At 38.0% G+C, this 13249-nt stretch carries 13 protein-coding genes; 9 read left to right on the top strand and 4 right to left on the bottom strand.

Translation table 11 applies throughout. The features are described from left to right. Nucleotides 1-5: 5 nt before the first annotated feature. From HMPREF1140_RS05485 to HMPREF1140_RS05470, 4 genes are all read left to right on the top strand, one after another. The gene (locus tag HMPREF1140_RS05485; RefSeq protein WP_009662918.1) at nt 6-761 is read left to right on the top strand and encodes an amino acid ABC transporter ATP-binding protein; all 756 of its coding nucleotides are present in this window, start codon (nt 6-8) and stop codon (nt 759-761) included. A 17-nt stretch (nt 762-778) separates the two neighbouring features. After that, on the top strand, nt 779-1981 hold the full coding sequence (locus HMPREF1140_RS05480; protein ID WP_009662936.1) for a cofactor-independent phosphoglycerate mutase: 1203 nt from the start codon (nt 779-781) through the stop codon (nt 1979-1981). A gap of 71 nt (nt 1982-2052) precedes the next feature. Next, nucleotides 2053-2625: a DUF1836 domain-containing protein gene (locus tag HMPREF1140_RS05475; protein WP_035619984.1), complete on the top strand. Its 573-nt coding sequence runs from the start codon at nt 2053-2055 to the stop codon at nt 2623-2625. 121 nt (nt 2626-2746) lie between these two features. After that, nucleotides 2747-3943, top strand: coding sequence for an N-acetylmuramoyl-L-alanine amidase family protein (locus HMPREF1140_RS05470; protein ID WP_009662929.1), 1197 nt, complete (start codon nt 2747-2749; stop codon nt 3941-3943). 31 nt (nt 3944-3974) lie between these two features. Here the strand turns inward: HMPREF1140_RS05470 and HMPREF1140_RS05465 are convergent, their stop codons facing one another. The 4 genes from HMPREF1140_RS05465 to HMPREF1140_RS05450 form a co-directional block, all read right to left on the bottom strand. Continuing rightward, nucleotides 3975-5249 carry a glutamate-5-semialdehyde dehydrogenase gene (locus tag HMPREF1140_RS05465; protein WP_009662885.1) on the bottom strand — a complete coding sequence of 425 codons (1275 nt, stop codon included), beginning with the start codon at nt 5247-5249 and terminating at the stop codon, nt 3975-3977. Nucleotides 5250-5312: 63 nt separating this feature from the next. Further along, complete coding sequence (locus tag HMPREF1140_RS05460; RefSeq protein ID WP_009662942.1) at nt 5313-5642, bottom strand: branched-chain amino acid transporter permease; 330 nt, start codon at nt 5640-5642, stop codon at nt 5313-5315. Continuing rightward, a complete protein-coding gene (locus HMPREF1140_RS05455; protein ID WP_009662883.1) occupies nt 5635-6333 on the bottom strand; it encodes an AzlC family ABC transporter permease in 699 nt (232 codons plus the stop codon). Before HMPREF1140_RS05455 ends, HMPREF1140_RS05460 begins: the two co-directional genes overlap by 8 nt. A 107-nt stretch (nt 6334-6440) precedes the next feature. Continuing rightward, nucleotides 6441-7652: an FprA family A-type flavoprotein gene (locus HMPREF1140_RS05450; RefSeq protein ID WP_009662843.1), complete on the bottom strand. Its 1212-nt coding sequence runs from the start codon at nt 7650-7652 to the stop codon at nt 6441-6443. A gap of 382 nt (nt 7653-8034) precedes the next feature. Between HMPREF1140_RS05450 and ppdK the strand changes: the two genes are divergently transcribed. The 5 genes from ppdK (at nt 8035) to HMPREF1140_RS05425 (ending at nt 13235) form a co-directional block, all read left to right on the top strand. Further along, nucleotides 8035-10668 (top strand): pyruvate, phosphate dikinase, encoded by a 2634-nt coding sequence (gene ppdK, locus HMPREF1140_RS05445; protein WP_009662925.1) that lies wholly within the window; start codon nt 8035-8037, stop codon nt 10666-10668. 233 nt (nt 10669-10901) lie between these two features. Then, nucleotides 10902-11351, top strand: coding sequence for a DUF6075 family protein (locus HMPREF1140_RS05440; protein WP_009662853.1), 450 nt, complete (start codon nt 10902-10904; stop codon nt 11349-11351). A 22-nt stretch (nt 11352-11373) separates the two neighbouring features. Continuing rightward, complete coding sequence (locus HMPREF1140_RS05435; RefSeq protein WP_009662954.1) at nt 11374-11553, top strand: hypothetical protein; 180 nt, start codon at nt 11374-11376, stop codon at nt 11551-11553. A gap of 28 nt (nt 11554-11581) precedes the next feature. Then, a complete protein-coding gene (locus HMPREF1140_RS05430) occupies nt 11582-12364 on the top strand; it encodes a ParA family protein (protein ID WP_009662898.1) in 783 nt (260 codons plus the stop codon). Beyond that, entirely contained in the window at nt 12357-13235 is an 879-nt protein-coding gene (locus tag HMPREF1140_RS05425; RefSeq protein ID WP_009662845.1) for a ParB/RepB/Spo0J family partition protein, read from the top strand. Before HMPREF1140_RS05430 ends, HMPREF1140_RS05425 begins: the two co-directional genes overlap by 8 nt. The last annotated feature ends 14 nt before the right edge of the window (nt 13236-13249 follow it).

Below are 13249 nucleotides of genomic sequence, written 5' to 3'. Positions count from 1 at the left end.
TGATTATGTCATTATTAAGTATGAAATCAGTAAAGAAATCCTTTGGCGGTGTGGAAATTTTAAAGGATATATCACTGGAAGTAAAAGAAGGTGAAATTTTGAGTATTATAGGTCCGTCAGGTTCAGGCAAATCCACACTTTTGCGCTGTGCTACATTATTGGAAGAAATGGATGACGGAGAACTTAGCTATAACGGAAACTCGGTTTGTAAAAGTGTAGGCGGTAAGGCGGTTTATGAGAGCCAGAGTAAATTGAAAGAAATTTCTGAATGCTTCGGCCTTGTATTCCAAAACTTCAATCTCTTCCCACATATGAATGTATTGCAAAATATCTGTGATGCACCGATAAGAGTACAAAAAAGGGATAAGGAAGAAGTGAAAGAAGAAGCCTTTTCTCTGCTAAAGAAGATGGGGCTTGAGGACAGAGCCGAAGCATATCCTTATCAGCTTTCAGGCGGTCAGTCTCAAAGAGTCGCTATTGCCAGAGCATTGGCGCTAAATCCGAAGATACTTTTCTTCGATGAGCCGACATCCGCACTCGATCCGGAGCTTACGGGAGAAGTTCTCAGAGTAATAAAATCTTTGTCCGATTTAAAAATTGCCATGGTCATTGTTACACATGAGATGGCGTTTGCTAAAGAAATATCCGACAAGGTAATATTTATGTCTGACGGAGTGATAGTTGAGTCGGGAACTCCTGAGGAAGTCTTTGCATCAACTAATGAAAGAATGAAGAACTTTATAGGTGCATTAAGCAAATAAACAAAAAGGTGGATAATATGAAATACATAGTTATACTTGGAGACGGAATGGCGGATAAAGATATTCCTGAACTTGGCAATAAGACAATACTTGATGTAGCTAAAAAGCCACATATTGACGGGCTTAAGGGTGTGCTCGGTATGGCAAGAACAGTGCCGAAGGAGCTAAAGCCGGGAAGTGATGTGGCAAACCTTGCAGTAATGGGATATGATCCTCTTAAGTGCTATACGGGTAGATCACCGCTTGAAGCTGTAAGCATCGGCATAAACATGAAAGAAACAGATGTTGCAATAAGATGTAATCTTGTTACTCTATCAGATGATGAGGACCCGAAAAAAAGAACGATGTTTGACTATTCTGCAGGTGAGATATCCAGTGAGGAGGCAAGAGAGCTTATTGAAGCGGTGGAAAGAGAGCTTGGAGATGATGAATTCAAGTTTTATCCCGGAATATCATACAGACATTGTTTGATATGGGACAACGGAAAGACCGGACTTGATCTTACACCTCCACATGATATATCCGACAGAGTAATAGGTGAATACTTGCCGAAAAATGATAAGATTTTATCTCTTATGGAAAGAAGCTACAGTATTTTAAAGGATCATCCTGTGAACTTAAAGAGAAAGGCGGAGGGTAAGAATCCTGCAAACTCCATATGGCTTTGGGGAGAGGGTACAAAACCTAATGTAGAAAACTTTGAAAAGAAAAACGATCTTAAAGGTGCTGTTATCTCAGCTGTGGATCTTATAAAGGGTATCGGTATCAGCGCAGGAATGGAGAGCATTGATGTAGAAGGTGCAACAGGTACTGTGGATACCAATTATGAGGGGAAACTTGCAGCTGCTAAAAAGACCTTGCTTGAGGACGGAAATGATTTCTTATATATTCATCTTGAAGGACCGGATGAGTGCGGACATCATGGAGATACTGAAGGTAAGATATTAGCGGTGGAAAGAATTGATGAGAAAGTTGTAGGACCTCTTTGTGAGGCACTTAGAGAAGCAAATGAAGATTTTGCAATGCTTATAATGCCGGATCATCCAACACCTATTGAGACCAAGACTCATTCTTCAGACCCTGTTCCTTTTAAGATATACAGATCAAATAATGAGGCGAATGTTGCAATAAACTATACAGAAAAGAATGCAAAAGAATCCGGAATATTTATAGAGGAAGGATATACACTTTTAGAGAAGTTTATCAATAATAAATTGTAAGCTATAGAGTCGCTTATGGCGACTCTTTGATTTTACTTGATATATGGTTTTTAATACTATATACTGATGTTATGAAAACTAATAAAGAGATTATCAATGATATGATAAAGCATTTTGAGGGCTTGGATATTGTAAAATCGGAAGATATTCCTGATATTTCTTTGTATATGGATCAGATGACAAGTTTTATTGATGAGAAGCTTGAGAGTTTCAAACGAGAGGAGGATGATAAGCTTCTTACAAAAACCATGATCAATAATTATACGAAGAACAAGCTTTTGCCGCCTTCCGATAAGAAAAAATATACCAAGAATCATGTGATGCTTCTTATACTTATATATTTTTACAAGAATGTACTTTCCTTTGCGGATATTAAAAGGCTCTGTGACTTAAGTATATACAATGATTTCGGAAAGGGAGATGAGTCCCTTTCGCAGCTCTATGATATGTTGATTCACATAGAGGATGACAAAAAAAACGAGATTGTAGATGATTTGAAAAAAAGACTTGAGTATGCAAAAAAGAGAGTAAATGGTTTTGACAAAAAAGACGAAAATGTTGAGTTGTTTACCTTTTTATCAGATATTGTACTCGAAGTTTATTTTAAGCAACATTTGATTGAATATATTCTGAATAAAATTTGAGTCAAAAGATATGAATAAGTAAGAAAATTTTAACTGTACATATACACTCAAATTACATATACTTATATTATAAATATATTTGTATCGGATGATATGATATAAAAAATATAAGGAGGAATATATGAGGTTAGCTAAAAAAATAGCTATTTTCGGAACTATTTTATTATGTTCACTTTTATCAAAACCTGCTTATGCTGCAAATAAAACTATTAGCTCAGTCACGATAAAAGTAAATTCGGATTTGAGCATAGGAGATCGTACAGATAATCTAAGTATAAACTACGGAAGTAGCTCAGGCGGAGATATAAATGTATATACCACATCCGACAGATTCAATATAGCGGATGCCGAGATTACAAGCGGAAGAAGCAGCCTGAACATAGGTGATGAAGTAAAGATGAAAATAACTTTGGAAGCAAACAGTGACTATTCATTTAAGGGTACATATTCATCTTCAAACATATCTGTGAACGGTGGAAAGTTTCTTTCTTCATCCAAGAAAAACGGTGATTTGGTAGTAAATATCAAGTTAAATCCGTTAAAGGGAACTTATGAAGCTCCTGAGGATGTAGAGTGGAAGGACAGCGGTATAGGTATTGCCAAATGGGATGAACCCTCTGAGACTTCAGGATACTATGAACTTATACTGTTGCGTGGAAGTACACAGGTCACAAGAGTTGAAAACTACAAGGGCAGCAATTATAATTTCAGAAACGATATGACTCAAAAGGGTACATATAAGTTCAGAATCAGAACTGTTTCACATGGAGACAAGGACTATGGAAGACATTCCGAGTGGATTACTTCAGATGAATTCTATCTGGATGCTTCAAATGTATCAACAGGAAATAACAATGTAACAACTCAGGTAGGAAGCGGAGTAGGCTGGAATAAATCCGGAGATACATGGTATTTCAGATTCCCTGACGGAAGTCTTAAGACAAACGGATGGGAATATATAGCAGATAAATGGTATCTTTTTGATGATGCAGGCAGAATGCTTACAGGTTGGCAGAAGGTCGAAGGAGAGTATTATTATATGAATTCCTACGGACATATGACAACAGGTTGGCAGCAGTCAAACGGTAAGTGGTATTATATGAATGCGGAGGTTCCAAGAGGTAAGATGCTCAGCAATACATGGCTTCACAGCAGTGACGGAAAGTATTACTACCTTGACAGCAACGGTGCTATGTGTGAGGGATGGACACAGATCAGCGGAAACTGGTACTATTTCTATCCGGGCTCAGGATATATGGCTACAAATACAACAGTTGATTCATTCAGACTCGGCGCAAACGGTGCATGGGTAAGATAAGTATAAAAGAGGAAGGGGATTACCCTTCCTTTTATAATTCTCTAAAATGAAATTCTTTATTTCCGTTTGCATAGTCTGCAACTATATCGCCGTTTCCATAGAGCTTGTATTTGTAAGTACAAAGACCTTCAAGACCTACAGGACCTCTGGCATGAAGCTTTCCGGTACTGATACCCACCTCGGCTCCGAAACCGTATCTGAATCCGTCGGCAAATCTTGTGGAACAGTTCTTATATACATTTGCAGAATCAACCCTGCTCATAAAATAATCTGCATTGGCATCTATATTTGTAAGTATGGCATCTGTATGATGTGAGCCGTATGTATTTATATGAACAATTGCTTCATCAATACTCTTTACAGACTTTACATTGATAGTCTTTTCAAGATATTCCGTATGGAAAGACTCATCATTTGCAAGATTTGCATTATCAAAATATGACAAAACATCATTGTCGGCATATACCTTAATGCCTGCCGCCACAAATGCTTTATTAAGTTCCGGTAAAAGCTTTGAAACCGCCCTTTCATGAACCAACAAAGTCTCTGTAGTATTACATGCGGAAGGGTATTGAGTCTTTGCATCTATCAAAATTTTTACAGATTTTTCAAGGTCAAAGTCCTCATCCACATATGTATGACATACACCGTCGGCATGTCCCATAACAGGAATACTTGTATTGTCCATAATATATTTTACAAAAGAGTTTGAACCTCTCGGTATAAGTAAGTCCACATATTCACTGCAGCCAAGTAACTCGCCAACATCACTTCTGGCTTCAAGCTGTATAAGTATATTTTCAGGCAATCCGGCTTCTAAAACGGCTTCTTTTATACTTTCAAAAAGTGCTCTGTTTGTAAGCTTTGCTTCACTGCCGCCTTTAAGTATGGCTGCATTTCCGCTCTTTATACATAAAGAAGCAATCTGAACAAGGGCATCAGGTCTTGCCTCAAAGATAACTCCTATAACACCTATCGGAGTTGTTGTTCTGGTAAGTGTAAGTCCTGCATCAAGCTCTCTTTTTAATGTAATCTTTCCTATAGGATCTTCCATCATTATAAGGTCATTGATACCTGCTATAACAGTATCCATCTTATGTTCATCAAACAAAAGTCTTGAAAGTATGGAAGAGGATATATTTTCAGCCTTTGCATTTTCAATATCCTTTTGATTTTCCAAGAGAATATGTTCTCTGTTTTTATTTAAATTATTTATAATATTTTGAAGACAGTTGTTTCTCATCTCATTGCTGCTTGCCATAAGAATAAAACTGTCCGCTTTCACCTTTTTTGCAATCTCTTTCATAAATCTCCTTAAATGCGTAATCTATAATAAAGATATATTAATTAATAAATAATTGCAAGCAATTTATTTGAAAATAAATTGTATAAGAAACATATAAAGTATTGTACCTGCTGAAATAGAAAGTATCATCTGCCTTTTCCAAAAATGTAATATTACAATAACCGCAATGATTATGGCTTCAGGCAAAGCATGGAACTCATTAAATATTGATACATCTTTAAGAGAATATACCACTAAAAGTCCAAGTACCGCTGCCGGCAAAACCTTGCCGAGATACTTTATATATGAAGGAGTTTCCTTGTTTGCCGGAAAAACTATAAAGGGTAAAAATCTGGTTATCATTGTGGCAAATGCCACTATCAATATTATTATAAGCTGTTGTATTTTACTCATGTTTTTCCAATCTCCCTCTAAGTAATGTAAGTACACTAAGTATTATAATCATTGAAGGAATGATAAAATTTGTACCCTTAAAAATTATAAGACATATAAATGAAATAAAAAGTCCGATAACAGAGGCGCTGTGATCCTTTTCTTTAAGCCAATTTTCAAGGAATATAACCACAAAGAGTGCAGTCATAACAAATTCTATTCCTTTGGTATCAAAGGGGATAAAGCTTCCGAATATTCCGCCTATAGTAGCACCTGCTACCCAATATATCTGGTTTAACATGGTTACAAAGAACATAAACCAGCCCTTATCAATTTCTTTTGGAACATCTACCGTGGCATTAATTGAGAAGGACTCATCACACATGCCGTAAATTAAATAAAGTTTCTTCCATCCCGGAATATTATATTTTTCAAGCATCGAAAGCCCGTAGAATAAATGCCTTGCATTTATCATAAGAGTAAGGAAGAAGATATTTACAGGATCAAAGCTCCCAAGCAACCACGAAACGGTAGCAAACTCCACAGAGCCTGCAAATATGATAAAACTCATAAACATCGGATAGTAAAATTTAAAACCGGATTGATTCATATATATGCCATAGGCAATACCTAAGAATAAAAATCCGGCCAAAATAGGGATTGTATTTGGAAATGCCGCAAAGAAAGCGGCTTTTATCTTTTTATAAACCATAAAAACTCCTTGTAAATTAAATCAAGTTACAAGCTTACTACCGGGTTATAAAAAAATCAATAAAAAATGTATACCCGCATAAATACAGGTATACATATAAAAACATTTTATTTCTTTAAGCATTCAACGATCTTGTCAGCCATTGCTACCGTATCAGCATACTGCTCCTTTGTAAGAAGAGATTTGATACTGATTGTTTCTTCGGCAATATTTACCTTCTTTAACTGACCTATAATCTCACGCATACTCTTGCCTGCTGTAAGAGCCCATGAACCGTTTTCAACCACGAAAACATCTCTGTTCTGGAAGTTATGTGCAACCAAGTCCATAAGGAAGTTTTCCATAGGAGTGAAAAGTCCGCCATTGTAAGAAGATGATGCAAATACAAGTACCTTTGCTCTGAAAGCTTCTGAAAGGAGGTAAGATACATCAATTGATGATATATCAAGAACCTTTGTATTTCTGATACCTCTTTGTGCTACCAGAGTGGCAAGTAATGTTGAAAATTCTTCTGTATGTCCGTAAACGGAACCTGAGAAGATAACCACCTCATCATCCTCAGGAGAGTATGAACCCCAGGTCTGATACTTTTTGAAACATGCAAGTATATCTTCTTTTCTTCTATAAATAGGACCGTGAAGTGAACAGATAAGCTCTATATCCAAATCGGCAAGCTTCTTTAAGATATTTAATACCTGTAATCCGAACTTTCCTACAATATTTGCATAATATCTTCTGGATTCAGGATACCACTCACATTCGTAATTTAATTCATCTGCGAATATATTTCCTGAGAGTGCGCCGAAGCAACCGAAAGCATCTGAAGAGAAGAGTGCTTTTGATTTCTCATCATACACCATCATTACCTCAGGCCAGTGAACCATAGGGGCAAAATAAAATCTAAATGTATGCTCACCTGTGCTTAATGTGTCGCCTTCTTTTACTTCCAGGAATCTGTGATCCAAAGAAAAGTCAAAGAACTGACCGATCATTGTCTTGATCTTCGCATTACCTACTATCATCATTTCAGGGTGCATATTTAAAAGGTCGCCCAAAGTAGCAGCATGATCAGGCTCCATATGTGTTATTACTACGTAGTCAAGGGGTCTGTCACCAAGTGTTGCCTTTAAGTTCTCAAAGAATACTCCCTCTACAGATCTGTCAACAGAGTCAAAGAGTACAGTTTTTTCATCCAATATAACATATGAGTTGTAAGCCATTCCGTTCGGAATAGGATAGGCATTCTCAAAAAGTCTCTGCCTTCTGTCACTTCCACCTACATAATATAAATTGTCCTTAATACATTGTTCCTGATGCATAATTCCTCCATATACATTTGCATAGATAAAGCAGCCGAAGCTACTATATTATTAAATAACTTATTCTTACTGTTTTACATCTAATAGTATAATGCAAAAGTTTATATTTGCAAGATTTTTATATAATACAATTTTATAAAGTTTTATTTTGCTGTGGGTTTTGTGAATTTAATGACTGTAAAAACAAATTTTGACGAAAACAGGCGGAATATTGTATACAAGATTTTGTTAAAAATCACCATTATCATCTTTTTAGTAAGAAAATATCAAAAAATCAATGTAAAAGGTAAATAATTTTCTTTTTTATGCTTTGCTATATTATATGAATATGGTATAATGGTGGACGGAAAATACAGGAAAATACATATGGAGGTTTTTACGTATGGCAAATAAGTGGGTATACCTTTTTACAGAAGGTAACGCAACAATGAGAAATCTTTTGGGTGGTAAGGGTGCAAACCTTGCAGAGATGACAAATCTCGGTTTACCTGTACCTCAGGGATTCACAATCACAACAGAGGCATGTACTCAGTACTACGAGGACGGCGAGAAGATAAATGATGAGATCATGGGTCAAATCATGGAGAATATTACTAAGATGGAAGAGATCACAGGAAAGAAATTCGGTGATAAGGAAAATCCACTCTTAGTTTCAGTTCGTTCAGGTGCAAGAGCATCTATGCCGGGTATGATGGATACAATTCTTAACCTCGGTCTTAACGAAGAGGTTGTAGAGGTTCTAGCTGCAAAGTCAGGTAACCCAAGATGGGCTTATGACTGCTACAGAAGATTTATCCAGATGTTCTCAGACGTAGTTATGGAAGTCGGTAAGAAGTATTTTGAGGTTCTTATCGACCAGATGAAAGAGAAAAAGGGAGTTACACAGGACGTTGACCTTACAGCTGAAGATTTGAAGGAACTTGCAAATCAGTTCAAGGCTGAGTATAAGTCAAAAATCGGTTCGGATTTCCCTTCAGATCCGAAGGAACAGCTTATGGCTGCCGTTAAGGCCGTATTCCGTTCATGGGATAACCCACGTGCAAATGTATATCGTCGTGACAATGATATTCCATATTCATGGGGTACGGCAGTTAACGTACAGATGATGGCATTCGGTAACATGGGTGATACATCAGGTACAGGTGTTGCATTTACAAGAGATCCTGCTACAGGTGAGAAGAAGCTCATGGGTGAGTTCCTTATGAACGCTCAGGGTGAGGACGTTGTTGCAGGTGTTCGTACACCACAGCACATCGATCAGTTGAAGGAAGTAATGCCTGACGTTTATAACGAGTTCGTTGAGATCTGCCATAAGCTTGAGGATCATTACAGAGATATGCAGGATATGGAGTTTACTATCGAGGATAGAAAGCTTTACATGTTGCAGACAAGAAACGGTAAGAGAACAGCATTTGCTGCACTTAAGATCGCTTGTGACCTTGTAGATGAGGGAATGATTGATGAGGCTAAGGCTGTTTCTATGATAGAGCCAAGAAACCTTGATACACTTCTTCACCCGACATTTGATACAGAGGCTGTTAAGAAGGCTACACCTATCGGTAAGGGTCTTGCTGCTTCACCGGGTGCTGCAAGCGGACAGATCGTATTTACAGCTGATGATGCTAAGGCATGGGCTGAAGCAGGTAAGAAGGTTGTTCTTGTAAGACTTGAGACATCACCTGAGGATATCGAGGGTATGAAGGCTTCACAGGGTATTCTTACAGTTCGTGGCGGTATGACATCACACGCAGCCGTTGTTGCTCGTGGTATGGGTACTTGTTGCGTATCAGGTCTTTCAGAGATCATTATGGATGAGGAGAACAAGAAGTTCGAGCTCGGCGGAAAGACATTCCACGAGGGAGATGTTATCTCATTCGACGGTACAACAGGAAATGTTTATGACGGTGCTATCCCAACTCAGGAAGCTCAGATTGCAGGTGAGTTCGGAAGAATCATGGGATGGGCTGATAAGTATAGAAGACTTAAAGTTCGTACAAATGCAGATACACCTGAGGATGCAAGAAAAGCAAGAGAGCTTGGTGCAGAGGGTATCGGTCTTTGCCGTACAGAGCATATGTTCTTTGAGGGCGATAGAATTGACGCATTCAGAGAGATGATCTGTTCAGATACAGTAGAAGAGAGAGAGAAAGCTCTTGATAAGATTTTACCTGTACAGCAGGGAGATTTCGAGAAGCTTTACGAGGCACTTGAGGGTAATCCTGTTACAATCAGATTCCTTGATCCGCCACTTCATGAGTTCGTTCCTACAGAGGAGTCTGAGATTGAGAAGCTTGCAAAGACTCAGGGCAAGAGCGTAGCACAGATTAAGGCTATCATCGCTTCACTTCATGAGTTCAACCCAATGATGGGACACAGAGGACTTCGTCTTGCAGTAACATACCCTGAGATTGCTGTAATGCAGACAAAGGCTGTTATCAGAGCGGCTATCAATGTAGCTAAGGCTCATCCTGATTGGAACCTTAAGCCTGAAATCATGATTCCGCTTTCATCTGACTCTAAGGAGCTTAAGTACGTTAAGGATATCGTTGTTAAGACAGCAGATGAGGAGATTGCGGCAGCAGGCTCAAACATCAAGTATGAAGTTGGTACAATGATTGAGATCCCAAGAGCATGTCTTACAGCTGATGAGATCGCTAAGCAGGCTGAATTCTTCTGCTTCGGTACAAATGACCTTACACAGATGACATTCGGTTTCTCAAGAGATGATGCAGGTAAGTTCCTCAATGCTTACTATGACAGAAAGATCTTCGAGAACGATCCGTTTGCTAAGCTTGACCAGGTTGGTGTAGGCAAGCTTATGAAGATGGCTATCGAGCTTGGAAAGCAGACAAGACCTGAGATCCACGTAGGTATCTGTGGAGAGCACGGTGGAGATCCTTCATCAGTTGAGTTCTGCCACAAGATCGGTCTTGACTATGTGTCATGTTCACCATTCAGAGTGCCGATTGCAAGACTTGCAGCAGCACAGGCAGCGATTGCGGAAAAGAGGAATTAGGCAGCAATATATTTATTTTTGCAGCTTAACGGTGAGGCGAGCGGATGTGCAGGCATTTATGGCTGAACATCCTGAGTACACAAAGGCAAACAGATTTAAAGATATTGAAGTAAAAGTCTATATATAAAGTTCTGCAAGGGAAAGCATTTATTGCTTTCCCTTGTTTAATGTTTGGGAATAAGCACTTTTTATAGGTGTTTGTTCCCTTTTTTATATCTATAAGGAGGTTCAATATGAACAGTACAGCGTTAAGGGCAAAAAACACAGATAAATGGGAAATTATATTTATCAATGAAGCACATGAAAAATTCTACTATGAAAAACTAAAAGAAGTAAGGGAACAAGATGCCTACCATAAGGCACTTTGCTATTGTCTGGGTATCAGCCCTGATACGAGAAGAAATATTAACAGTATTTATGATTTTAAGGCCGGTGATATAAAGACCGAGTGTTTGCGTGAAGGGTGGCAAACCGGTAGCAGTATGAAGGTAGTGAGACTGGCGTTTAACCTTTATTGTAACACTACACCGAGTGTAGATGATTATAAAGAACCGGAAGAACAGATGGATGAGTGTATGAAGTATACAGTAGAAGATTTGTTTTGTTGTACTTATGCACCATTCTTTTGGCAAGCGATACAGATTCGCTATCCTGACTACGCTAATTATAATTGTGAGATATAAGCTTTATTGGAGGTGCAAACTAATGCTGAAAATCAGATTGATGGGAACAAAGAGTGATATTGCATGGTTTCAAAAAATATTAAGCAGTGATAATAAAATAGAAGTTCTGGAGATATCAGAGCTTTATAGCAATAAGGGAACAAGAAAATATTACAGGGCTTATGCACAAGTGCAGAAAGTAAATTTGAAAAAAGACAACTAAAATAGTAGAACAATAGGAGAATTATATCATGTGTAGAGTTATAGCTATTGCAAATCAAAAAGGTGGAGTTGGAAAAACCACAACAACAAGTAACTTGGGAATTGGACTGGCAAGGCAAGGAAAGAAGGTTCTGTTGATAGATGCAGATGCACAAGGAAGCCTTACGGCAAGTCTTGGGATTAGGGAGCCGGATAGATTGGAAATTACACTTGCAACTATAATGGGAAACATTATTAATGATGAGGAAATAAGATCAGATTGTGGAATTTTAAGCCATGATGAAGGAGTTGATTTTATACCCGGAAATATAGAACTTTCAGGTTTGGAAACTTCACTTATTAATGTGATGAGTAGAGAAACAGTACTGAGAACCTATATAGAGTTGCAGAGAGACAATTATGATTATATTTTGATTGACTGTATGCCATCCCTTGGAATGATTACAATAAATGTTTTTACTTGTGCAGATAGTATTTTAATTCCTGTACAGGCGGCATATTTACCGATAAAAGGTTTGGAACAACTTATTAAAACCATAGGGAAAGTAAAGCGTCAGATTAATCAGAAACTTGAGATTGAGGGAATTTTGCTAACAATGGTTGACAACCGTACCAATTATGCAAAAGATATCAGTAATCTGCTTATTGAAAATTATGGTAGCAAAGTTCATATATTTGAAAATAGTATTCCAATGTCGGTAAGGGCAGCGGAAATTTCTGCGGAAGGTGTGAGCATCTACAAGCACGATCCGAATGGGAAAGTGGCAAGTGCATATCAGTCATTGACAAAGGAGGTGCTTTGCAATGAATAAGACAGGAAGTGCCACAAAGGTAAAGCTTAACAGCTTTGATGATTTATTCGGGATTGAGCAGACACAGTCAGGAATAGAGCAAGTACAGGAAATTGCATTAACAGAACTTCAAGGGTTCAAAGAACATCCGTTTAAGGTATTGGATGATGAAAAGATGCAAGAAATGATTGAAAGTATAAGAGAGTATGGAGTATTGATGCCGGGCATTGCAAGACCGATGAAAGGCGGCGGTTACGAAATTATCGCCGGACATCGTAGAAAATATGCATGTGAAATGGTTGGACTCTCTACAATGCCGATGTTTATTCGTGATTATACAGATGATGAAGCTACAATTATCATGGTAGATTCTAATATTCAAAGAGAAGATATTCTGCCAAGCGAGAAATCAAAAGCGTACAGAATGAAATACGATGCAATGAAACATCAGGGAAGTAAAACAGGTGGATTTACACTTGGAGAACTCGGAGAAGCGGCAGGAGAGAGTGCAAAGACTGTTCAGAGATACATATGGATTTCACGCTTGGCGGATGAGTTGCTTGATATGGTGGATATAAAGAAAATAGGTATAATGCAGGCAGTTGATTTATCATTTTTATCAGAGGATGCACAGCAATGGGTTTTGGCTGTAATACAGGAAACAAATATTATTATTTCAACTTTGCAGAGTGCCATGCTCAAGGAAAGCGATAAAAAAGGGGAGCTTACATTTCCGATGGTTCGTATGTTGCTTGAAAAAGAGAAAACTGTGGAACGAAAGGTTGTTATAAAAGCAGAGCGTATAAACAGTTACTTCCCTGTAACATATAGCAGGAAAGAAATAGAGAACATTATTTATCAGTTATTGGATAACTGGAAGAACAATCAGTAGAAAGGAGGAGCCGG

The sequence above is a fragment of the Lachnoanaerobaculum sp. ICM7 genome, assembly GCF_000287675.1.
Classification (GTDB): Bacteria; Bacillota; Clostridia; order Lachnospirales; family Lachnospiraceae; genus Lachnoanaerobaculum.
The sequence above is the reverse complement of the archived record's forward strand: the minus strand, read 5'-3'. Positions and strand labels throughout refer to the sequence as shown.